Consider the following 22809-nt stretch of genomic DNA (forward strand, 5'->3'; position numbering starts at 1 on the left):
GTGCGGCGGCGGGCCGTGCCGGGACACGGCGCGGGCGCACGGAGTGGTCCTCGGACTTCTTCTGCGGGCAGCACCGATCCGCCCGGCAGTACGCCGGGGGTGGATCCGGGGGCCCGCCTCAGGCGGCCGGAGGCGGGAGAACGCGTGCGTCCGAGTGCATGATCAGCACCCTAGGCGGCCGTGCCGCGCGCGGACAACTCCCTTTCCTCGCTGCCCGCCCCGCCGGCGACGGGCCCGTCGGGTGTCTTGGCGGGCGCCGACGACTGCGCGATGAAGGCACCCGCCAGCACCACCGCACCGCCGACGATCTGCGGCAGGGAGAGGTGCTCGCCCAGCAGGACCCAGGCGAGCACCGTCGCGATGACCGCCTCCAGGCACGCCACCACTCCGGCCACCTGCGGTGACAGCGTGCGCACGGAGACCACTCCGGTGACGTACGCGACGACGGTGGCGATGAGCACGATCCAGCCGAGCAGCAGCGCGGCAGCGACGGACGTGCCGTTCATGTCCGCACCGCCGCCGAGCACCGACCAGTCCATGGTCCAGGGGCGGGCCACGGCGGTCAGGACCACGGTGCCGACCAGCAGCCCGTATGCGATGACGCCGAGCGGGTCGGGGGCCTCGGTGCCCGCGTCGCTCCCCTGGTCGGACAGGACGAAGTAGCCGACCTGGCAGCAGGCGGCGCCGAGCGCGAGCAGCAGCCCGAGCAGGTCGAAGCTCAGTCCCGCCCACACCTCGACGACGCACGCGAGACCGCCAACGGCGAGGACGACACCGAGGGCCGCGGCGCGCGTCACCGGCCGCCGCTGGACGAAGCGCACCCAGCCGAGCACCAGGGCGGGGGCGAGGTACTCGACGAGCAGCGCGACGCCCACGGGGATGCGGGAGATCGAGGCGAAGTAGCAGGCCTGGACACCCGCCACGGCGAGCAGCCCGTACCCCACGAGCAGGGCGGGGCGCTGCCGGACCAGGGCGCGATGGCGTACGGCCAGGGGCAGCATGACCAGGGCGGCGCCCGCGACCCTCAGCCACACCACGTGGAGCGGGTCGAGTCCCGCTTCGATCAGCGGCTTGGCCGCGACACCCGATCCGCCGAAGGCGACCGCGGACCCGAGGGCGAGGCCCAGCCCGAAACCCCTGCCACGGTGATTCTCACTGCTCCGAGACGTACGCACCGGCACATGATGACAGGCGCGGTCATGAGCGTCACCCCTGATGACACCTGTCTCACACGCTGGACCCGGCGACGCGGACGCCGGGGTGGCGCGGTCTCACCCGGCCGGGCCCGGGGACAGCTCGGTGCATCCCGGCGGGCCGTCAGTCCTGGTCGGCGAGGATCAGGTACAGCTTCTTGCGGGCTTCGTTGATGACCGTGACCGCTTTGTCGCGCTGCTCCTTGCTGCCGGTCTTCCAGACCTGCCCGAACGCCTCCATGAGGCCGAAACCGGCCTGCCGGATCTCGCTCAGCGCTTCCCAGTCGACCCCGCGCCCGGCCTCTTCCCAGGGTGCGTCGGGACCCTCGCCGACCGCGGAACGGCCGGCCTCGGTGAGCGAGAACAGCTTCTTGCCGCCCTCGGTCTCGCTGGCGATCAAACCCTCGTCCTCCAGCAGCTGGAGGGTGGGGTAGACCGAGCCCGGGCTGGGCTTCCACGCTCCGCCGCTGCGCTCGGCGATCTCCTGGATCATCTCGTAGCCGTGCATGGGCCGGTCCTTGAGCAGGGCCAGGATCGACGCGCGCACGTCGCCGCGCCGCGCCCTCCCCCGCGGACCGCCCCGGCCGCCCCGTCCACCCCAGGGACCGGGGCCGAAGCCCGGTCCGCCGAAGCCGGGACCGCCGGGACCGAAGGGCCCGAAGGCCTCGCGCCGCCCCTCGAAGCCGCCCCGACCGTGATGGCCGGGCCCGCCGTGGTGTCCATGTCCGTGTTCGTGGCCGAATTCCTGTCCATGGGAACGCATCGCAATCACTCCATTCCATCGTTGATCGGTCGCGATGCGTCAACGATATATCGGAACAGTTCGCCTGGCAAGCCTCCCCAGCTCGCCCGGGATGTCCTCCCGCAGGCCACGGAACCCTGGGATGTCCTTGAACGGCACACGCCAATATGGTGGGCCGATGACGTCGATCAAGAAGTTCCAGGTCACCTTCGACTGCGCAGAACCCGAGCGCCTCGCTCGTTTCTGGTGCGAGGTGCTGGGGTACGTCGTACCGCCGCCGCCGGAGGGATTTGCCACTTGGGACGACTTCAAGGTCTCGCAGCCACCTGAGCAGCGGGATTCGTGGTTCGCCTGCGTCGACCCCTCAGGTGTGGGCCCGCGGCTGTTCTTCCAGCGCGTCCCCGAGGGGAAGGCCGCCAAGAACCGCGTGCATCTTGATGTGCGGGTCGGCACCGGACTGGTGGGTGAGGAGCGCCTCGCCGCACTCGAGGCGGAGCGCGCCCGGTTGGTCCCGCTCGGTGCGGTACACGTGCAAACGCTGTACGACGGCAACGACGCGTGCATCCCGATGCTGGACATCGAGGGCAACGAGTTCTGCATCGACTGAGGCCACGAACGTGGACGGCGCTGAGATGATCAGGGCATGGTGAGCACACCCGTACAGATCGATGCCCTCATCGTCGATGCCGATGACCCCGAACGCCTGGCCGCGTTCTGGTCCGAGCTCCTCGGCAGGCCGGTCGTGGGCCGCATGGGGCCCTACGTGTGGCTGCGCCGCGAGAACGGCCTGGGCGTGGGCTTCCAGCGCGCCGACAAGCCGAAGTCGGGCAAGAACCGCCTGCACTTCGACGTCACCTCCCCCGACCCGGCCGCCGAGCAGCAGCGGGTCGAGGCGCTCGGCGGGCGCCGGCTGGAGGAGTACGCCGACGGAGGCTTCCTGGTGATGGCCGACCCCGAGGGCAACGAGTTCTGCGTCATCCCCGACGGCCCTTTCGAACTCGATGACGAGGGACGCGCGGACTACCTGACCTGACCCGACCGGCCCTGACCGGACCGCCTCCCGCGCCCCCGGCCACCCTCCTCACGCGAGGACCCCGAGGACCGGCCGCCGCGCGGAACGGGCCGGCGCCGCCGGATTGGCCTTGGCCCGCGGCTCCCGACGGCGACTAGCGTCACCGTCATGCGTATTCGAATCGTCGACGCCTTCACCGACCGCCCCTTCGCCGGCAATCCGGCCGGGGTCCTGCTCCTCGACACCTTCCCGGACGACACTTGGCTCCAGGACGTCGCCCGCGAGGTCAACCACGCAGAGACGGCCTTCGTGCACCCCCTGGCCGGGGGCGGCGAGGCCGACTGGGCCCTGCGCTGGTTCACCCCCGTCACCGAGGTCGCGCTGTGCGGTCACGCCACCCTGGCCGCCGCGCACGTGCTGCACACCACGGGCGCCCACGCGGGACCGGTTCGCTTCGCGACCCGCAGCGGCGTGCTCATCGCGACCCCCCGGGGGGACGGTTCCCTGACCCTGGACTTCCCGACCGCCCCGCTCACCGCGGCCGAAATCCCCGACGGCGTGGCCGAAGCCCTGGGCGCGGAGCCTCTCACCGCCTTCGACACGGGCCCCAACATCGGCGACCTGCTGATCGAGCTCGCCGACGAGCAGACGGTCCTCGGCCTCACCCCGGACCACAGGGCCCTCGCGCGGTACTCGGAGCGCGGCATCATCGCCACCGCCCGCGCCGAAGACCCCTCCCAGGGCTACGACTTCGTCTCCCGCTGCTTCTTCCCCAACGTCGGCATCGACGAGGACCCGGTCACCGGCAGCGCCCACACGGCCCTCGCCCCGTTCTGGTCCGAGCGCCTCGGCAGTCCCGACCTGACGGGTCTCCAGGCGTCACCCCGCTCGGGCCGCGTCCGTACCGGACTGCGCGGCGACCGCACCCTGCTCACCGGCCACGCGGTCACCGTCATCGACGGGGTTCTGTGCCCGGCGGAGTGATGAGGTCCCGGGGGCGACACCGGCACATGTCGGCGTTGTGACCCGGCTCGCCCCTGCGCGGCCGTGAGCACGAAGTTGCTTCGGGGTGACGCCCCACGGTGATACGCACCTGCTCGGGCCGCGCACCCATGCCGGACACCGGACGCACTCACGCGGTCGGCAGCCACCCCACCTTGCCCGCCAGCAGCGCGTATCCCACGAACGCGCCGATGTCGAGGAGCGAGTGGGCCACCACGAGCGGTCCGACCCGGCCCCAGCGCCGGTAGAGGTAGCCGAAGACAAGCCCCATCGCCATGTTGCCGAGGAACCCCCCGACGCCCTGGTAGAGGTGGTACGAGCCCCGCAGCACCGCGCTCGCCACCAGTGCCGTGCCCGGGGTCCACCCCAACTGCCCGAGGCGGCGCAGCAGATAGCCGACGACGATCACCTCTTCCAGGACCGCGTTCTGGAGGGCGGAGAGGATCAGCACCGGGTACTTCCACCACACCTCGGGCAGGGCCTCGGGCACCACCGTGAGGTTGAAGCCGAGGCCCCGGGCCGCCAGGTAGAAGGCGATGCCCGTACTGCCGATCACCGCCGCGATCGCCGTGCCGCGACCGAGGTCCGGCCAGGGACGCGTCCGGTCGAACCCGAGCGTGCGCAGCCCCTCCCCCTCGCGCAGCAGGAAGTGGGCCACCAGCGCCACCGGCACCAGCGCCGACGCGATGCCGAACAGCTGCCAGGCCAGATCGAGCCACGGACGTCCCGGCGCGGCCGAGGCGTTCAGGGTGGCCGCCTGGTCCTTGAGGCCCCCCGGCCTGGTGACCGATCCGACGAAGCTGATCAGCGCGGAGATCCCGCTCGCGCCGAGCGAGAGCCCGAGGACCAGCAAGGTCTCGTCCCGGAGAATCCGTCGTGACAACCGCCTCTCGGGAAAGGAACCGGGCACCGACCCTGCCTCCACCTGCACCTGCTGTCACTCCTTCGGTTGTGCGAGCCCGCCTCGTCCCCGTACACGCCCCGCCAGGGTCTCGAAGAAAGGTGCGAAGACCGCGCGCGACAGGCCGTCGGGGGGACGGGCACCGTCGAGGCGTACCTCCCTCGTGTCCTGCCATACGGCGGTTCACGGCTCGGGGCTCATCCGGGAGGGCGACCGCCATGGGACGTCACAGCTTGCCCGACGAGTACGGAGCGGGTGCCCCCGACCCCCGCCTTCGCGCCCGCCACCGCGGCAGGCGGTGTTCGCCCACAACACCTCGGCGGGCGGCGGCACGGACCTCGACCTGTTCCACCCGAAGGACGGTTCGCCGCGGCTCGACCAACCCCTCGCGCGGGTCGACGAGGCGGAGGCCGAGCAGATCGCCGCGGTGACGGGCGGTTCGGGCCACCGGGTCAGTGGTCCGTCCCGGATCCCGGCGGCGATCCTGGAGGCCGTGGTGGAGGCGGGCAGCCGGGTCTGACCGCCGCCGGGGGCGCGGCGCCCCCGGGAGCCCCCTCGCGCGGGGGCCCGCGGGGGCGCGGCGGCACCCGTCGGAGATCAGCCGAGAGGCACCGGCTCCGGCAGCCCCACCGGCCACGTGTGCACCGGCTCCCCGGCGTGCATCAGCTCGGAGTACCGCTTGGTGGTCGCGGCCAGCGCGGCCTCCCGGCCGAGTCCCTTCTCCGTCGCCAGGTGGAAGGTGGCCGCCTGCCAGCTCGCGCCGTTGACCCGGCGCCGGCACCGCTCCTCGATCACCCCGAGGTAGAAGTCCCGGTCGGCGGGCTCGATGCCCCACGCGTCCAGCCCGGCCGCCGCCAGCGGCAGCAGCTCGTCGCGGACCAGGTCGACGGCGTCCACCTGAGCGGTCCCGCCGTGCCGGCCCGGCTGCGGCCACTCCAGGCGGGCGTCGATGCCGTCACGGCACGCGGCGTCGAAGTTGGCCGCCGCCGCCTCGAAGGGCAGCCGGGTCCACACCGGCTTCGCCTCGTCGGCCAGCGCCCGCACGAGGCCGTAGTAGAACACCGTGTTGGCGATGACGTCGGTGACCGTGGGACCGGCGGGCAGCACGCGGTTCTCGACCCGCAGATGCGGCACACCGTCGGCGATGTCGTACACCGGCCGGTTCCAGCGGTAGATGGTGCCGTTGTGCAGGACCAGTTCGGACAGCTTCGGGATGCCGCCGCCGTCGAGCACCTTCAGCGGGTCCTCGTCGTCGCAGATCGGCAGCAGCGCCGGGAAGTAGCGCAGGTTCTCCTCGAACAGGTCGTGGGCGGACGAGATCCACCGCTCCCCGAACCAGGTCCGCGGCCGCACCCCCTGGGTCTGCAGCTCAGGCGGCCGGGTGTCCGTGGACTGCAGGAACAACGGAGGCCGCGACTCCCGCCACAGCTCGTGCCCGAACAGGAACGGCGAGTTGGCGCCGATCGCGACCTGCGCGGCGGCGATCGCCTGCGCGGCGTTCCACACGTCGGCGAACCGTCCGGGGGTGACCTGAAGGTGCAGCTGTACGGAGGTGCAGGCCGCCTCCGGTGCGATGGACCTCGACGTGCAGACGAGGCGCTCCACCCCGTCGATGTCGAGCGCGAAGTCCTCACCCCGGGCTGCCACGATCTGGTCGTTCAGCAGGGTGTAGCGGTCGACGTCCGACAGGTTCGAGGACACCAGGTCGTCGCGGCCGAGGGTCGGCAGAATGCCGATCATCACGATTCCGGCGTCGACCTCCTTGGCCTTGCGGTGCGCATACGCGAGGGAGGTGTTCAGCTCTTCCGAAAGCTGGTCGAAAACCCGCCCCGCCAATCGGTGTGGCGCTATGTTCACTTCCAGATTGAACATGGCGAGTTCTGTTTGGAAATCGCGGCTCGCTATCCTGTCAAGTACTTCGGCATTCATCATCCGCGGCATGCCGTCCGGTCCCGCGAGATTCAGCTCGATCTCCAGGCCCATCAGATTCCGCGGACGCTCGAAGCGCTCCTCCGCCAGCAACCTCTCGAGTCCCGTCAGGCACTCCTGGAGCTTGCTGCGGTAGCGCTGTCGATCGGACAGGTCGAACGACCCCGCCACGACCTTCTCTCCCATCGAAGTTCCCTCCTTGGATGGGTAGGCCGATGCTCCGGCCGCTCTGGTACACGGTCACGGTGGATGATGCCCCGGCATCGCGATCCATAACGTCCCGGCCGGGCTCCGGGCCCGCTAGGCTGAGGGCCGAGTACCCCGGGGCACATTCACCAGGCATGGTGCCGCGCGCAGTTTCACGCCGGTTCGCGCTCGTGATAAACGCCGACGAGAACCGGCCGACCACTTGGACGCGGTATTTCGAGGTCAGCCCTGCGCGGCCCGCGTGAAACAGGGATCAAACTCTCCTTTCGCCGACCGAATAGGCGCTTGTTCTTCATCCCCGGAACAGCTAGCTGAAACATTGTGTGAACACGTGTCGTATAAACTCCGCAAACGAGGCAGAGAGTAGGCGCACGCCGTCATCGCATCCGCCCCTCTGACCCCGAGAGCTGACAGTGTCGTCCGCCCCCGCCCTCGCGCCACCCTGCCTGTCGAATGAGAGGCGACCCACCATGCCGCTGCATGTCCCCCCGGCTCCCGCGCCCGCCCTGCGCTCCGTCCTCACGGCACTCGGTTCCCCCACCGCTGTCCGCGAGGCGCGCACCCCGTCCCTGCGCAACGTCCAGGGACCGGTGTCTCCCGAACTCCCCCTGCCCGTATACGTCCTTGACCGGATCGCGCCCGCCGGCGCCACCGTCACCCGCCTCACCGGCTGGCGCTTTCTGATCCGCTGCGGCGAGCGCGCGGTGGCCGCCGCCGAGACGATGCTGACCCCCGACGGCTGGGCCTTCTCGCACTTCTTCGAGGGCCCGTACGTCACCTCCACCGAGCGCGCCCTGCGCCAGGCGGAGAACATGCAGCAGACCTTCCAGCCGCGGCTCCTGTCCGTGCCCGAGCTCTACATGCTCACGCTGTGGCTGCACGGCGACTGCGTCGCGGACAGCGGCACGGGGCACCCGCTCGCCACCGACCTGCTGGTGCCGCTGGCCCCCGCTCCGCCCGGCATCGCGGCGCACCGTCCGCACCGTGTCGCCGAACTCCTGCCCGTCCTCACCCACCGGGTGACACCCGCACCCCTGCTCGGTTCGCCCGCCTAGGGAAGCCCGGTCCCGGCCCGGCGGCAGCCCGCCGTCCCGCCCCGCGCCCCGCAGCCGTCGACCCGGCTGCGGGGCACTTCGCCGCCCTGCGGGACGCTCCGCTCTTCCGGGCTGTCCCGCGCTCGTACGAGTCGCCGGACCCGTTTCCCCGTCCGGACTAGCCCTATCCGGCTATCCCGAACCACCCGAAGAGACAGTGCAGTTGGAGTGAACCGTCCGCACGGGTGATGCGTCATGAACCTGTGAGAAGTGCTGCTGCCAAATCCCTGCGGATCGCCGCCCGTGGGGCAACACTGGTACCAGACCGACTTGTCGACGGGGGGCGGCCATGGACAGCGTTCCGAGCCGCAGGACAGCTACGACAGCCAGCTCATACGTCACGACCCAGCGAAAGATCCCATCCATGTGCCAGCACCAGCCACCGTGTCCGACAGCCGACTCCGCCGACCGGGAAGCCGCTCTCCATGTGGCGCATCACCCGGAACAGGGGTGGAGCCTGCTGTGCAACGGCGTCGTGCTCTTCGAGGACACCGGTGAGCTCCTGCCCGACGGTCAGATCATCGCCCCGCACCGCCCCCTGGGCACGGGACAGGTGATGACGGCCGCCTGAGCCGCACGAGCGGCCGGCTGCGAAGTCCGCCGCGCACGAGAGGGGCCGGCCCGGAGACGCACTCTCCGAACCGGCCCCGACGTACGCCCGGCGGTGACTACTCGTCGTAGGCGTCCAGCGGCGGGCAGGAGCAGACCAGGTTGCGGTCGCCGTACGCCTGGTCGATCCGGCGCACCGGCGGCCAGTACTTGTCCGCCGCCGAGACACCGCCCGGGAAGACCGCCTCGGCACGGCTGTAGGCGTGCTCCCAGTCGCCGCCCAGCGCCGCCGCGGTGTGCGGCGCCCCGCGCAGCGGGTTGTCCTCGGCCGGCCACTCGCCCGAACCGACCTTCTCGATCTCGGCGCGGATGGCGATCATCGCCTCGCAGAACCGGTCGAGCTCCACCAGGTCCTCGGACTCGGTCGGCTCGATCATCAGCGTCCCCGCCACCGGGAACGACATCGTCGGCGCGTGGAAGCCGTAGTCGATCAGCCGCTTGGCGATGTCGTCGACGCTCACACCGGTCGCCTTGGTCAGCGGCCGCAGGTCGATGATGCACTCGTGTGCGACGAGTCCGCCCGGCCCGGTGTACAGCACCGGGTAGTGCGGCTCCAGCCGCTTGGCGATGTAGTTCGCGGACAGCACCGCGACCTGCGTGGCCCGCTTGAGGCCCTCGCCGCCCATGAGGCGGACGTACGCCCAGGAGATCGGCAGGATCCCGGCGGAACCCCAGGGCGCGGCCGAGACCGGGCCGACACCGGTCTTCGGGCCGGCCGCGGGCTGCATGGGGTGGTTCGGCAGGTACGGCGCGAGGTGCGCGCGTACGCCGACGGGCCCGACGCCGGGACCGCCGCCGCCGTGCGGGATGCAGAACGTCTTGTGCAGGTTCAGGTGCGAGACGTCGCCGCCGAAGTGCCCCGGCTTGGCCAGGCCGACCAGAGCGTTCAGGTTGGCGCCGTCGACGTACACCTGCCCGCCCGCCTCGTGCACCTGGGCACAGATGTCGGTGACGTGCTCCTCGAAGACGCCGTGCGTGGAGGGGTACGTGATCATCAGTACGGACAGTTCGTCGCGGTACTGCTCGATCTTGGCGCGCAGGTCCTCGACGTCGATCTCGCCGTCCCCGGCGGTCTTGACGACGACGACCTTCATGCCGGCCATCACGGCGCTGGCGGCGTTGGTGCCGTGCGCGGAGGACGGGATGAGACAGACGGTGCGCTGCTCGTCGCCGTTGGCACGGTGGTACCCGCGTACGGCGAGCAGACCCGCGAGTTCGCCCTGCGAACCGGCGTTGGGCTGCAACGACACGTTGTCGTACCCGGTTACCTCGGCGAGCCGCTCCTCCAGCTCACGGATGAGCGTCAGATAGCCCTGCGCCTGCTCGGCGGGCGCGAAGGGGTGCAGCTGCCCGAACTCCGGCCAGGTGACCGGCTCCATCTCGGTGGTCGCGTTGAGCTTCATCGTGCAGGAGCCCAGCGGGATCATGCCGCGGTCGAGCGCGTAGTCCCGGTCGGAGAGCCTGCGCAGGTAGCGCAGCATCGCGGTCTCGGAGCGGTACAGGTGGAATACCGGGTGCGCGAGGTAGTCGTCGGTGCGCAGCAGCGCCTCGGGCAGCGTGTCGGCGGCCGACGCGTCGAGGACCTCGATGTCGGCCTCGACGCCGAAGGCGGTCCAGACGGCGCCCAGCTGCTTGCGCCCGGTGGTCTCGTCGCAGGCCATCGACACGTGGTCGGCGTCGACGAGGTGCAGGTTGACCCCGCCCTCGCGGGCGGCGGCCACGATCGCGGCGGCCCGGCCCGGCACCCGCGCGGTCAGCGTGTCGAAGTAGGAGCCGTGGACGACGTCCACTCCGCCGGCCTCCAGGCCCGCGGCGAGGATCGTGGCGTAGCGGTGCGTACGCCGGGCGATCGTCCTGAGCCCCTCGGGGCCGTGGTAGACCGCGTACATGCCCGCCATCACGGCGAGCAGCACCTGGGCGGTACAGATGTTGCTGGTGGCCTTCTCGCGGCGGATGTGCTGCTCACGGGTCTGCAGGGCGAGGCGGTAGGCCTTGTGTCCGTCCGCATCGACGGACACGCCGACGAGCCGGCCGGGCAGGCTGCGGGCGAACTTCTCGCGCACCGCCATGTAACCGGCGTGCGGCCCGCCGAAGCCCATCGGGACGCCGAAGCGCTGGGTGGTACCGACCGCGATGTCGGCACCGAGGTCGCCGGGCGCGGTGAGCAGGGTCAGGGCGAGCAGGTCGGCGGCGACGGTGACCACCGCGCCGAGCTCGTGCGCCTGGTCGATCAGGGGCTTGATGTCGCGTACGGCACCGGAGGCACCCGGGTACTGGACCAGTACGCCGTTGATCTCGCGGCCGGCGACGTCGGCGGGGATGCCCTCGCTCAGATCGGCGACCACGACCTCGGCGCCGGTCGGCTCGGCGCGGGTCTCGATGACGGCGATGGTCTGCGGGAGGGCGTCCGCGTCGACGAGGAAGAGGCCCTTCTTGTTCTTGCCCATGCGCCGGGACAGCGCCATCGCCTCGGCGGCGGCGGTGCCCTCGTCGAGCAGCGAGGCGCCGGACGTCGGCAGGCCGGTCAGCTCGGCGACCACGGTCTGGAAGTTCAGCAGCGCCTCCAGGCGGCCCTGCGAGATCTCCGGCTGGTAGGGGGTGTAGGCGGTGTACCAGGCCGGGTTCTCCATGACGTTGCGCAGGATCACCGGCGGCGTGAAGGTGCCGTAGTAGCCGAGGCCGATCATCGAGTCGAGCACCTCGTTGCGGTCCGCGAGGGAACGCAGCTCGGCCAGGACCTCGGCCTCGGTGCGGGCTCCGGGCAGCTCGAGCGCATCGGCGTTCTTGATGACGTCCGGCACCGCGGCGGCCGTCAGCTCGTCGAGCGAGCCGTATCCGACCTGCGCGAGCATCTTGGCCTGGGCCTCGTGGTCGGGCCCGATGTGGCGCTGCTCGAAGGGGATGCCCTGTTCGAGTTCGGAGAGCGGAATGCGGTGGGCGGTCATTGCGGAGGCCTCCTGGTCTGACACGACCTTCGGGGGGTACCACGACGCGGGTACCCCGACGGCCTCCCCCTCTGTCATCTCAACCTGAGAGCTTCACCGGCCCGCCCGTAGCTGACGACCCGGTTTTCACCGTCGGTGAGGACGGGAGCCGACGACACCCGCCCTGCTTTCCAGAGTGACCTCGTCCGTGCGGTACGTGTGCCTGAGAGATTCCGGGGAGGATTTGCTCCTTCGGCGCCTCCGGTCTTGCCGGAGGACTCTCCCGCACGGGGTCAGCAGCCGTTTGCCAGCCTACCAGCGAGGACAGCGCACGGGCTTTCGAGTGGCCACCTTCCTGAATGTGCTCTTTCGTAGTGCTTACGGATGAGTTTTGCGCCCACGAGGAGGGCCCGTGCAGACCGACATCGATCCGCGCAACCTGATCGGCCGCAAGGCGTTCGACCGCAAGGGCACCAAGATCGGCACGGTCGACGAGGTGTACCTCGACGACGCCACCGGGATGCCCGAGTGGGCGGCCATACGCACGGGTCTGTTCAGCCGGGACGCCTTCGTGCCGCTGGAGCCCAGCGAGGTCGTGGAGGGCACGCTCCGGGTCCCCTTCGACCGGGCCCTCATCAAGGACGCGCCCGACTTCGGTGTCGGCCGCCACCTCTCTCCGGAACAGGAACTCCAGCTGTACCACCACTACGGGCTCGACCTGGCGTCCCCTCCCCCGCCGGACCGCGACTTCGGCACGCTCGCCGGTTCGGACGAGGCCTGACCGGCCCGCCCCCCGGACACCTCCTCCGCATCCGTCCCACCCGGCGCCGGCCGGGCTGCCTCCGCCGGGACCGCGGTCTCCGGCGCCCCCGCGACCAGGGGCAGCGGGTCCGCCGGCTCCAGCGCGGGATCGTCGGTCCGGAACGTCCGCACCCGCCCCGGCGGCGAATACGGCGTCTCGAACCGCACGGTCACCCGCCCCAGTCCACTGCCCTGGACCCAGCCGTGCCCGTACTGGGCGTGCCGTACGTCGTGCCCGGCGGGCCAGCGCCGCTCGGCCGGCCGGACCGGCTCCCCGGCCGCTTCCCGCACCCCCTCGTCCTCGGCCTGCTCCTGCGCCAGGAGCTCCCCGGCGGCGGCCTGCGCCTGCGCGAAAAGGTCCTCCTGCGTGTAGTCGGCCAGCCCGGTGACCCCGACGCCCAGCAGCCGCACCCCGCCGGTCGTGTCCACCGCGTCGAGCAGCCGGGCGGCGGCCTCGCGCACCACGGAGGGGTCGTCCGTGGGCCCGCGCAGCGTCTCGGACCGGGTCAGGGTGGAGAAGTCGTACCGCCGCACCTTGAGCACCACGGTCCGCCCCGAGCGCCCGGCGCCCCGCAGCCGCCGCACACACCTGTCGGCGAGCCGCCGCACCTCCGCGGCGACCCGCACCCGGTCATGGATGTCCACCTCGTAGGTGTCCTCGACCGACACCGACTTCGCCTCCCGCTCGGCCACCACGGGCCGCTCGTCGTGCGCCAGCGCCATCGCGTACAGCGCGTGCCCGTGTGCCCTGCCCACCAGCCGCACCAGCTCGTCCTCGCCGGCCTCGGCGATCTCCTCGACCGTGGTGATCCCGGCCCGCCGCAGCTGGTCCCCGGTCGCCGGCCCCACGCCGGGCAGCGTCCGCACCGGCATGGGCCCGAGCAGCGCCCGCTCGGAACCCGGCTCGATCACCACGAGGCCGTCGGGCTTGGCCTGCTCCGAGGCGATCTTGGCGAGCATCTTGGAGGCGGCGAGCCCCACCGAGCCGGTCAGCCCCGTGACGGTCCTGATGTCCGCGCGCAGCTTCCCGGCCACCAGCCGCGCCGAGGTCTCGTCCCAGGCCGTCCCCCCGGCCTCCAGATCGACGAACGCCTCGTCGAGGCTCAACGGCTCCACGAGCGGCGACAGCGCCCGCAGCAGGCCCATCACCTGCTCGCTGACCTGCCGGTAGAGCTCGAAGCGCGGCACGAGATAGGCGGCGTGAGGCGCCAGCCTGCGCGCCTGCGCCATGGGCATCGCCGAGTGCACCCCGAACACCCGCGCCTCGTACGAGGCGGTGGCCACCACGCCACGTACGCCCAGCCCGCCCACGACCACGGCCTTTCCGCGCAGACTCGGCTTGGCCGCCTGCTCGGCCGAGGCGTAGAAGGCATCCATGTCGAGATGCAGGATGGTGGGCGTGGTTCTCACGTGTCCGATGCTGCCCTACGCCACTGACAACGCCTCGTCGAGCAGGGGCACCGCCGAAGGCGCCGCCCGTCGCGGGAGCACGGGCGGGACCGGGTGCCGTCAGACCGCTCGGTTGCGCCGCCGGGCGAGTTCGTCCGCGGGGTTCTGTCCGACGAGGGTCTCGCCGGTGTCCACCCGCTCGCCGTGCAGCTGCGACAGCGCAGCCTCCACGTCCCGCCAGACGACCCCCACGGCGATCCCGAAGACGCCCTGGCCTCCCTGGAGCAGCGCGTGCACCTCGTCCGGCGAGGTGCACTCGTAGACCGTCGCGCCGTCGCTCATCAGCGTCATCCGCTCCAGATCCCGGAACCCGCGCTCACGCAGGTGCTGGACCGTGGTGCGGATGTTCTGCAGGGACACGCCCGTGTCGAGGAACCGCTTGACGATCTTCAGGACCACGACGTCGCGGAAGCTGTAGAGACGCTGCGTCCCCGAGCCGTGGGCGGGTCGCACGCTCGGCTCGACCAGGCCGGTGCGCGCCCAGTAGTCCAGCTGCCGATAGGTGATACCCGCCGCCGCACACGCCGTGGGACCGCGATACCCGATCTCCGCGGAGACCGCCTCTCCGTCCGGCACCGGTGTCGGCCGCTGTGGAGCGGGGCCGGCCGCGTTGCCGTGAAGCGGGTACGGGCCGTTCTCCCCCAGACTGCGTCCGGGGGCACCCCCAGCCGTACCGTCGCCGCTGCTTCTCACGCCGACCTCCGTCCTTGAACTGCCTTCTCGACGGTAGGCAGTCGCCCGGGGCGCGTCAACGATCGCCACACTCGGCACGCCGGGTGATAATCACCCTACGAGTGGTTTACCGTGCCCCACCACGGGGAAAGGCTAGCCGAATGCGCTCCGCACGGGCCGCGGGACGCGTCACCTGCCTTCGGCGATCGCCGGCCGCGGCTCCGGCCGTTCGGGGGCATCACTGGCTGTTGGTCCCGAAGTCCTCGGGAGAGATCTGGTCGAGGAACTCGCGGAACTTCTCCACCTCGTCCTCCTGCTCGTCCGGGATCGCGATACCCGCGTCGTCGAGCACCCCGTCACTGCCGTAGATCGGCGTCCCGGTGCGCAGCGCGAGCGCTATGGCGTCGGACGGCCGCGCGCTCACCTCGACTCCGCTGGCGAACACCAGCTCGGCGTAGAAGACGCCCTCACGCAGATCCGTGATGCGCACTTCGGTGAGCTCCTGGCCGACGGCCTCCAGCACGTCCTTGAACAGGTCGTGGGTCAGCGGTCGCGCGGGGGCCATGCCCTGCTGCGCGAAGGCGATGGCCGTCGCCTCCCCCGGCCCGATCCAGATGGGGAGGTAACGGTCGCCTCCCACTTCACGCAGGAGCACGATCGGTTGGTTGGAGGGCATTTCGACCCGGACACCTACGACATCGAGCTCGTTCACACAGTAACCCTAGGCCGTGCCCGGGACGTTTGGGTAGTCGGGCACAGAACGCGTGGACGATCCGCCACGGGCGAACGCCCCCGCTCAGGGAAGCCGAACACCCAGCGCGCTCTGCACCAGAGCGGCATGGAGCTTCGCCGTGAGCCCCGCCAGCTCCTTCGTACGGGCCTCGGCATGAGCCCTGGTCTGCGGGTTGCGGTGGCGCCGCAGCGGCGACACCACCTGGTCGACGAGGCCCGCCTCACGGTCGGCGGCGGCCTTCATCGCACGCAGGTGCCGCGGCTCGATCCCGAAGCGCCCCAGTTCGACCACGAGCGCGGCGACCGTGACCGTCTCGGCGTCGTAGCCGCCGTCCGGCAGTGGAGTGACGAGCCCGTACGACTCCCACTCCGCGAGCTCCGGCTCACCGATCCCGGCGGCGGCCAGCAGCTCGGCGCGGCCGATGCGCGCCGCCGTGGGCGGCTCCGGCTCGGTGAACAGCTCTCCGAGCCGTTCACCGTCGCCGGCGTCGCGCTGACGCCCCAGCGCGGGCAGGCGTGCGTCCTCGCCGCGCTCCAGGGCGTCCAGGTGCTCCCGGATCACCTTCAGCGGCAGATAGTGATCGCGCTGCATCCTCAGGACGTGGCCGAGGCGCTCGACGTCGTGCGGGCTGAACTTGCGATACCCCGACGGGGTCCGCTGCGGCTCGATGAGCCCCTCCGCCTCCAGGAATCTGATCTTGGAGACGGTCACTTCGGGGAACTCGTCGCGCAGCACGTTCAGCACCGCGCCGATGCTCATCATGTCCGCGGCGGCGGTACCGCTGCCGGCACCGCCGCTCGGTGTGTGAAGCATGGACCTTCCCTGGGTCCCCCCGGACGGAGTTCGGGCGGTCAGATACTCCGCTGGCTCGCGTAGAAGACCAGCCGGTACTTGCCGATCTGCACCTCGTCACCGTTCGACAGGGCGACCTGGTCGATCCGCTCCCGGTTGACGTACGTGCCGTTGAGGCTGCCGACGTCGGCCACCGTGAACGAGCCGTCCGCGGCGCGACGGAACTCCACGTGGCGACGCGACACCGTCACGTCGTCCAGGAAGATGTCGCTCTGCGGATGACGCCCGGCCGTCGTCAGCTCACCGTCCAGCAGGAAGCGGCTGCCCGAGTTCGGGCCGCGGCGCACCACGAGGAGCGCCGAGCCGAGCGGCAGTGCGTCGACGGCCGCCTGCGCCTCCGGGGAGAGCGCGGGCGACTGCGTCTGGCCCGTCACCTCGGAGTCGTAGGCCTCGAGGCCGGAGATGGAGATCGTCGAGGTCGTCTCGGACGGACGCTCCGCGGGAGAACCGCCCCGCAGGGGCGCACCGCAGTTGGAGCAGAAGCGGCTGTTCTCCGCGTTGCGGTTGCCGCACCTCGTGCAAACCAGGGCCGACATGGACGGGTCCTCCTGCCGCGGCTGCCCCCCAGGGGCGTGTGACGCGTACGGGTCGGAGGCGTACCCCCCACCCGTACCCGAGGTCGACGGATCGCCGAAACCTATGGGGCCGGAGGCGGCAGGGTCAACAGACGGCGCGCCCTGGCCACCGCCCGGACCGGCGACCTGGTCCCGGAACAGCGGGCGGTCGCCGCTCTGCGCCTCCCCGTCCGCGGGGCGCGGTGCACGGTGGCGGGCAGTCGCGTTGTCGCTGCCCTCTCGTGCGCTCTTGCCGAACAACTTCGCAAACAACTTCACGGGCGATTCCCCTTGACCGAAACAGACCCGCCCGTGGGGCAGGACGAACCCTGATTGAACACACCGGTCGACCCGGACATCCTCACAACGTCCGTATCCACCTGACAGTTTCCACCACGCACCACCCAATCGGTGCGCCGACCCCCCGCAACCTCATGCCCTGGCCCGACAGCCCCCATGCGCCGGGGGCTCACGGGGAGGACGACCGAGCGTAGTCAGGCCGCTCCACGGCTCGCAAGGCGTCCACAACGATCTTCGTCGAGCGTTCCACCGTGACGGTGGCCTGCTCCTTCTCCATCGTCTGCACCACACCTCCGGGGATGTTGAGCGCCGGCTCCAGGTCCTGCGGCTTGCCGATGACCTTGAAACGATAAGGCTGGTTGATCTTGTTCCCGTCGACGCTCACTCCGCCGCCGGAATCCGTCAGATAGGTGTCGGCGACCACGCGCACGCCGTTGACCTGGATCGCCTCCGCCCCGGCCGCACGCAGCTCCTGGATCGCGTCGAGCAGCATGTCCGCCTGGACCGTCCCCTTCGTGTCGTCGACGGTCACCGTGATGCCGGGTCCCTGCGCCGCCACCGTGCCCGCGAGAATGCCGAGTTGCTTCTCCTTCTCGACCGTCTGCCTACGGGCCTCCTCGGCCTGGTTCGAACTGTTCCGCAACTCGGTGCGCTGGTCCTCCAGCCCCTGCTTCTCGTCCTCAAGACGCTGAGTACGGTCGTCGAGTTCATCGAGGATGCGTACGAGGTCTTCCTGACGGGCACCCCGCAGGGCGCTGCCGCTGTCGCTGTTGGACGCCACCTGCACGGCCAGGCCGAACCCGAGGCCGAACAGCAGCAGTGCCACGATGAGTTGGGCGCGGGTCACCCGGGGCGGCCACAGCCCCTTGGCCAGCCTCTGACGGCCGGTCAGCGAGGAGCCTTCCTGCGACCGCTCCTCCTGGACCGTCTCCGGCCCGGGCGGCGCCGGCGCCGCCGGGACCTCCTCGGGCAGTTCCCTGCGCAGACGGTGCTCCGAACTCTCGGGCGAGCCGGAATCCTTCGGTGTCCTGTCCTCGTCGCTCATCGGCCTCACGCCCGGAAGACATGCCGGCGGATGGCCGCGGCGTTGGAGAAGATCCGGATGCCCAGGACGACCACCACGCCCGTGGAGAGCTGGGCGCCGACGCCCAACTTGTCGCCCAGGAAGACGATCAGCGCGGCCACGACCACGTTCGACAGGAACGAGACCACGAAGACCTTGTCGTCGAAAATGCCGTCGAGCATCGCGCGCAGGCCACCGAACACGGCGTCGAGTGCCGCCACGACGGCGATCGGAAGGTAAGGCTCGACGACGGCCGGGACCTCGGGCCGAACCAACAGTCCAGCCAGGACTCCCACGACGAGGCCCAGTACGGCGATCACGATGTGCCCTTCTCTGTGCTCGGCTCTGCTGTTCGTACGATCACACTCGGCGCCGCGGGCAGCCGGAGGTCATCCTCTACGGAGATGCCGGTCCGGATGTCGAAGTTCTCCTGCAACGCGTGCAGATACAGCCCGTCCGCGCTGTTCTGGAACTTCGTGCTCAGCCGGTTGCCGTCCCCCACGGCGAGCACCGTGTACGGCGGCACGAGCGGTTTGTTGTCGACCAGTATCGCGTCACCCGCGGCGCGGATCGCCGACAGCGCCGTCAGCCGTTGCCCGTTGATGGAGATGGCCTCGGCACCCGACTGCCACAGTCCGTTGACGACGCGCTGCATGTCCCGGTCCCGTACGCGTCCCGTGTCGGAGAAGTCGGACGTCTCGCGCGGATCGCCGTTGCCGCCCGATGAGGCGTCCTTGGCGTCGTTCACGACCAGCTTCACGCCGGGTCCGTGCACCGCGGTGGCGCCCGACAGGATGCCCACCAGGTCGGCCTGGTCGCCGCCCCCGTCCTTCTTCAGCGCCTCGCGCTGCCGGGCGCTCACATCGTCACGCAGGGTGTCGACGGCGTCTTCCAGCTTGTCCGCGTCCGCCGTCTCGCTCTCGATGCGGTCGATGAGTTCCTGGCGCTCCTTGGCGACCACGGGGGCTGCCACGCGCGCCTGCGCCGCACCGACCGTGACGACCAGTCCCGCCAGCACCAGACCGGCCGCGAGGCCCAGCTTCGCCCGCAGCGTCTTCGGCATGCCGCCGGCGCCGTCGGACTCCTTCCGCGCGGCCGCCTCGGCGTAGCCGTCGTCGAGGCTGTGATCCATGACGTTGGTGAGCAGCGACATGGAGGCATCCGGACGCGCGGGTCGCGTGGGAGTGCTCCGAACGGGGGGCTGCTGCGGCATGCCGCACATCGTCGCACGTCGCGACGGCTACCTCCGAATGGCCCCACCGGCGTGCCGGACAGGCCCCCTTGGAGGCACTTGTCCGGCACGCCCCGTGGCTCAGCGCCCGGCGCTGTCCACGATCGCCGCCCACTCGTCGAGCAGGGCCTGGGCCGACGCGTCGTCGGGGCCCTCGGCCCACAGATGCGTCACCGCCTCCGCGGGATCGGGTAGCACCATCACCCAGCGGCCGTCCGCCTCCACTACCCGCACACCGTCGGTCGTGTCGACTGAGCGATCGCCCGCCGCCTCCACGACCCGCCGCATGACGAGCCCCTTGACGGCCCACGGAGTGGCGAGGTCACGCTTGAGCACGTGCGCCTTCGGGATCCGCGCGTCGATCTGGCTGAGCGTGAGCTGCGTACGCGCCACCAGCCCGAGGAGCCGGACGAAGGCGGCGGTGCCGTCGAAGACACTGCTGAACTCCGGGATGATGAAGCCGCCGCGGCCGTCACCGCCGAAGATCGTCGTCTCGTCGCGGCCGACCCGGGTCAGGTCGTCGGGCGACGTCGTCGTCCACTCGACCTGCGTCCCGTGGTACGCCGCCACCTGTTCGGCGATCCGCGTGGTGGTCACCGGCAGCGCCACCCGCCCGCTGCGCCGCTCCGCGGCCACCAGGTCGAGGAGGACGAGCAGGGCCCGGTCGTCCTCGACGATCCGCCCCTTCTCGTCGACGAGCGAGAGACGCTCGCCGACCGGGTCGAAGCGCACCCCGAACGCGGCTCGCGCGGACGCCACGATCTCGCCGAGCCGCACCAGCCCGGAGCGGCGCGTTTCCGCCGTCTCCGTGGGCCTCGACTCGTCGAGACCGGGGTTGATGGTCAGCGCGTCGACGCCCAGCTTGCCGAGCAGGCTGGGCAGCACGAGCCCGGCACTGCCGTTCGAGGCGTCCACGACGACCTTCAGTCCGGCCTCGGCGATACCGGTGGTGTCGACGTTCCGCAGCAGGGAGCCCGTGTACGAGTCGTAGACACTGGCCGGGAAGTGCAGATCGCCGATCTCGCCCGGGAACGCACGCCGGTACTCCTGCCGTGCGAACACCCGGTCCAGCTTCCGCTGGCTCGCCTGGGAGAGGTCGGCGCCGTCACCGTCGAGGAACATGATGTCGACCGAGTCCGGCACACCGGGCGTGGTCCTGATCATGATGCCGCCGGCACTGCCCCTGGCGGTCTGCTGCCGGGCCACCGGCAGCGGTACGTTCTCCAGGTCGCGTACGTCGATGGCACTGGCCTGCAGCGCCGAGATGACCGCCCGCTTCAGCGCACGCGCACCACGTGAGTGGTCACGGGCCGTGGTGACGGTGGCCCCCTTCTTGAGGGTCGTCGCATACGCCCCCGCGAGGCGCACGGCGAGCTCCGGGGTGATCTCCACGTTGAGGATGCCGGAGACACCGCGGGCGCCGAACAGATGCGCCTGCCCGCGCGACTCCCAGATCACCGAGGTGTTGACGAAAGCGCCGGCCTCGATCGTCTTGAAGGGGTAGACGCGTACGTTCCCCTGGATGATCGATTCCTCACCGACGAGGCACTCGTCGCCGATGACTGCGCCGTCCTCGATGCGCGCGGCGCGCATGATGTCGGTGTTCTTCCCGACGACGCAGCCGCGCAGGTTGCTGTGCTGGCCGATGTACACGTTGTCGTGGACGACGGCCTTGTGCAGGAAGGCGCCGCTCTTGACGACGACGTTGGAGCCGACGACGGTGTGCTCGCGGATCTCCGCGTCCGCTTCCACCTTGGCGTAGTCGCCGATGTAGAGCGGGCCCCTGAGCACGGCGTCGGGATGCACCTCGGCACCCTCGGCCACCCACACGCCCGGGGAGATCTCGAAGCCGTCGATCTCGACGTCGACCTTGCGCTCCAGGACGTCGGCCTGCGCCTTCACATAGCTCTCGTGGGTGCCGACGTCCTCCCAGTAGCCCTCGGCGATGTAGCCGTAGATGGGCTTGCCTTCCTTCATCAGCTGAGGGAAGACGTCACCGGACCAGTCGACGGAGACGTCGGCCTCGACGTAGTCGAAGACCTCGGGCTCCATGACGTAGATGCCCGTGTTCACCGTGTCGGAGAAGACCTGGCCCCAGGTCGGCTTCTCGAGGAAGCGCTCGACCTTGCCCTCCTCGTCCACGATGGTGATGCCGAACTCCAGCGGGTTCGGCACCCGGGTCAGGCAGACGGTGACCAGTCCGCCCTTCTCCTTGTGGAAGTTGATCAGGTCGGTGAGGTCGAAGTCGGTCAGCGCATCGCCGGAGATGACGAGGAAGGTGTCGTCCTTCAGCGCTTCCTCGGCGTTCTTGACGCTCCCGGCGGTACCGAGTGGCTTCTCCTCGTTGGCATAGGTGAGCTCCATCCCGAGCTCTTCGCCGTCCCCGAAGTAGTTCTTGACCAGCGAGGCCAGGAACTGGACGGTAACAACGGTCTCACTGAGCCCATGCCTTTTGAGCAGCCGCAGCACGTGCTCCATGATCGGGCGGTTCGCCACGGGCAGGAGCGGCTTGGGCATGCTTGAGGTCATAGGGCGAAGGCGTGTGCCTTCGCCTCCGGCCATCACGACGGCCTTCATGTCGGAAGCGTCCTCCTTGAAGAGACGGTCATGCCGACTTCACCCGTCCAAATTGTCCCGCACATTCCGTCGGCGGGCCAACGAGCACTTCAGCCGCGCAATGGGCGAGCTCAATCGGCCATGGTGTCCGCCGTGACAAGACGGCGGACCTGAACCACGTAGAGGACTCCTGCCCACCAGTAGAGGGTTGTACCCCATCCGGTGAACGCCCATCCGAAAATAGCTCCGAGTGACGCGATCCAGCCGTCTGCGTCACTGAGCAGCAGCAACGGGAAGGCGTACATCAGGTTGAAGGTCGCGGCCTTCCCGAGAAAGTTGACCTGCGGCGGCGGATATCCGTGGCGTCTGAGGATGCCCACCATGACCAGCAGGACCAGCTCGCGCGCCAGCAGGACGGCCGTCACCCATAGGGGAAGGATTTCCCGCCAGGTGAGGCCGACCAAGGTGGAGAGGATGTAGAGCCGGTCGGCCGCGGGGTCGAGCAGCCGGCCGAGGCTGCTGATCTGGTTCCAGCGCCTGGCGAGCTTTCCGTCCAGGTAGTCGCTGATACCGCTGAACATGAGCACCAGGAGGGCCCATACGTCGCTCTTCGGTCCGCCGAACTCGGGCCAGAGGATCAGCCACAGGAAGACGGGCACGCCGACGAGACGCGCCATGCTGAGGATGTTCGGGATGGTGAGGACCCGGTCTGTCTGGACGCGGGTCTCCTGGACCTCCACCCGGGGGCCTCCTGTGGGAACGAGCCGACGATGCTCCCTGACCTTACCCGCAGCACTCATCCCGCGAAGCGGAGGGGTACGGGCGCCGCCGGGAAACAAAAAAGCTCCGGCTCTCGGGCTGAATGCCCAAGAGCCGGAGCTCTAAAAGAAGTTCGGCGGCGTCCTACTCTCCCACAGGGTCCCCCCTGCAGTACCATCGGCGCTGTAAGGCTTAGCTTCCGGGTTCGGAATGTAACCGGGCGTTT

General features: G+C 70.4%; 22 protein-coding genes, 1 rRNA gene and 1 riboswitch. Of the genes, 7 read left to right on the top strand and 16 right to left on the bottom strand.

Translation table 11 applies throughout. The features are described 5' to 3' along the window. Positions 1-170 precede the first annotated feature (170 nt). Both ACFYP4_RS17940 and ACFYP4_RS17945 read right to left on the bottom strand, forming a co-directional pair. Positions 171-1181: an EamA family transporter gene (locus tag ACFYP4_RS17940; protein WP_358852785.1), complete on the bottom strand. Its 1011-nt coding sequence runs from the start codon at positions 1179-1181 to the stop codon at positions 171-173. A 136-nt stretch (positions 1182-1317) separates the two neighbouring features. After that, positions 1318-1956: a PadR family transcriptional regulator gene (locus ACFYP4_RS17945; protein ID WP_388786211.1), complete on the bottom strand. Its 639-nt coding sequence runs from the start codon at positions 1954-1956 to the stop codon at positions 1318-1320. Between the two features lie 157 nt (positions 1957-2113). Here ACFYP4_RS17945 and ACFYP4_RS17950 point away from each other — a divergent pair, with 157 nt between their 5' ends. The 3 genes from ACFYP4_RS17950 (at position 2114) to ACFYP4_RS17960 (ending at position 3931) form a co-directional block, all read left to right on the top strand. Then, a complete protein-coding gene (locus tag ACFYP4_RS17950) occupies positions 2114-2542 on the top strand; it encodes a VOC family protein (RefSeq protein ID WP_358852783.1) in 429 nt (142 codons plus the stop codon). A gap of 36 nt (positions 2543-2578) precedes the next feature. Then, positions 2579-2968 carry a VOC family protein gene (locus ACFYP4_RS17955; protein WP_358852782.1) on the top strand — a complete coding sequence of 130 codons (390 nt, stop codon included), beginning with the start codon at positions 2579-2581 and terminating at the stop codon, positions 2966-2968. Between the two features lie 147 nt (positions 2969-3115). After that, entirely contained in the window at positions 3116-3931 is an 816-nt protein-coding gene (locus tag ACFYP4_RS17960; RefSeq protein WP_358852781.1) for a PhzF family phenazine biosynthesis protein, read from the top strand. A 148-nt stretch (positions 3932-4079) separates the two neighbouring features. Here the strand turns inward: ACFYP4_RS17960 and ACFYP4_RS17965 are convergent, their stop codons facing one another. Further along, positions 4080-4880 carry a type II CAAX endopeptidase family protein gene (locus ACFYP4_RS17965; RefSeq protein ID WP_358852780.1) on the bottom strand — a complete coding sequence of 267 codons (801 nt, stop codon included), beginning with the start codon at positions 4878-4880 and terminating at the stop codon, positions 4080-4082. 268 nt (positions 4881-5148) lie between these two features. Here ACFYP4_RS17965 and ACFYP4_RS17970 point away from each other — a divergent pair, with 268 nt between their 5' ends. After that, positions 5149-5370 (top strand): hypothetical protein, encoded by a 222-nt coding sequence (locus tag ACFYP4_RS17970; protein WP_358852779.1) that lies wholly within the window; start codon positions 5149-5151, stop codon positions 5368-5370. Positions 5371-5447: 77 nt separating this feature from the next. Here ACFYP4_RS17970 and ACFYP4_RS17975 read toward each other — a convergent pair whose 3' ends face one another. Continuing rightward, positions 5448-6965: a glutamate--cysteine ligase gene (locus ACFYP4_RS17975; RefSeq protein ID WP_358852778.1), complete on the bottom strand. Its 1518-nt coding sequence runs from the start codon at positions 6963-6965 to the stop codon at positions 5448-5450. Between the two features lie 491 nt (positions 6966-7456). Between ACFYP4_RS17975 and ACFYP4_RS17980 the strand changes: the two genes are divergently transcribed. Then, a complete protein-coding gene (locus ACFYP4_RS17980; protein WP_388786215.1) occupies positions 7457-8041 on the top strand; it encodes a hypothetical protein in 585 nt (194 codons plus the stop codon). 403 nt (positions 8042-8444) lie between these two features. After that, positions 8445-8651, top strand: a complete 207-nt coding sequence (locus ACFYP4_RS17985; RefSeq protein WP_358852776.1) for a DUF5999 family protein — start codon at positions 8445-8447, stop codon at positions 8649-8651. A 97-nt stretch (positions 8652-8748) separates the two neighbouring features. On the opposite strand, the gene gcvP is transcribed toward ACFYP4_RS17985, so the two are convergent. Then, on the bottom strand, positions 8749-11634 hold the full coding sequence (gcvP, locus tag ACFYP4_RS17990) for an aminomethyl-transferring glycine dehydrogenase (RefSeq protein ID WP_388786217.1): 2886 nt from the start codon (positions 11632-11634) through the stop codon (positions 8749-8751). Positions 11635-11814: 180 nt separating this feature from the next. Then, positions 11815-11909, bottom strand: a riboswitch (glycine riboswitch). A gap of 116 nt (positions 11910-12025) precedes the next feature. Here gcvP and ACFYP4_RS17995 point away from each other — a divergent pair. Further along, complete coding sequence (locus ACFYP4_RS17995; protein WP_388786219.1) at positions 12026-12394, top strand: PRC-barrel domain-containing protein; 369 nt, start codon at positions 12026-12028, stop codon at positions 12392-12394. Here the strand turns inward: ACFYP4_RS17995 and ACFYP4_RS18000 are convergent. The 11 genes from ACFYP4_RS18000 to rrf all read right to left on the bottom strand — a co-directional run. After that, a complete protein-coding gene (locus ACFYP4_RS18000; RefSeq protein ID WP_388786221.1) occupies positions 12319-13824 on the bottom strand; it encodes a DNA polymerase IV in 1506 nt (501 codons plus the stop codon). The two genes, ACFYP4_RS17995 and ACFYP4_RS18000, sit on opposite strands and share 76 nt — an antisense overlap. Positions 13825-13923: 99 nt before the next feature. Beyond that, entirely contained in the window at positions 13924-14556 is a 633-nt protein-coding gene (locus ACFYP4_RS18005) for a MerR family transcriptional regulator (protein ID WP_358852772.1), read from the bottom strand. A 217-nt stretch (positions 14557-14773) separates the two neighbouring features. Further along, positions 14774-15247: a bifunctional nuclease family protein gene (locus tag ACFYP4_RS18010; protein WP_006123076.1), complete on the bottom strand. Its 474-nt coding sequence runs from the start codon at positions 15245-15247 to the stop codon at positions 14774-14776. A gap of 84 nt (positions 15248-15331) precedes the next feature. Then, positions 15332-16081 carry a MerR family transcriptional regulator gene (locus ACFYP4_RS18015; RefSeq protein ID WP_388786223.1) on the bottom strand — a complete coding sequence of 250 codons (750 nt, stop codon included), beginning with the start codon at positions 16079-16081 and terminating at the stop codon, positions 15332-15334. Between the two features lie 38 nt (positions 16082-16119). Beyond that, positions 16120-17082, bottom strand: a complete 963-nt coding sequence (locus ACFYP4_RS18020; protein ID WP_388786225.1) for an FHA domain-containing protein — start codon at positions 17080-17082, stop codon at positions 16120-16122. Between the two features lie 61 nt (positions 17083-17143). Further along, entirely contained in the window at positions 17144-18019 is an 876-nt protein-coding gene (locus tag ACFYP4_RS18025; protein ID WP_388786227.1) for a DUF881 domain-containing protein, read from the bottom strand. A 5-nt stretch (positions 18020-18024) separates the two neighbouring features. Beyond that, entirely contained in the window at positions 18025-18357 is a 333-nt protein-coding gene (locus tag ACFYP4_RS18030) for a small basic family protein (RefSeq protein WP_033327114.1), read from the bottom strand. Next, the gene (locus tag ACFYP4_RS18035; protein ID WP_358852768.1) at positions 18354-19190 is read right to left on the bottom strand and encodes a DUF881 domain-containing protein; all 837 of its coding nucleotides are present in this window, start codon (positions 19188-19190) and stop codon (positions 18354-18356) included. Before ACFYP4_RS18035 ends, ACFYP4_RS18030 begins: the two co-directional genes overlap by 4 nt. A 159-nt stretch (positions 19191-19349) precedes the next feature. Further along, positions 19350-21845, bottom strand: coding sequence for a mannose-1-phosphate guanyltransferase (locus tag ACFYP4_RS18040; protein WP_358852767.1), 2496 nt, complete (start codon positions 21843-21845; stop codon positions 19350-19352). A gap of 110 nt (positions 21846-21955) precedes the next feature. Further along, positions 21956-22564 (bottom strand): CDP-alcohol phosphatidyltransferase family protein, encoded by a 609-nt coding sequence (locus ACFYP4_RS18045; RefSeq protein WP_358852766.1) that lies wholly within the window; start codon positions 22562-22564, stop codon positions 21956-21958. 150 nt (positions 22565-22714) lie between these two features. Continuing rightward, positions 22715-22809 (bottom strand): 5S ribosomal RNA (rrf, locus tag ACFYP4_RS18050); the annotation flags it as partial.

Origin of the sequence: Streptomyces sp. NPDC005551 (assembly GCF_042871785.1) — a bacterium.
Taxonomy (GTDB): Bacteria; Actinomycetota; Actinomycetes; order Streptomycetales; family Streptomycetaceae; genus Streptomyces.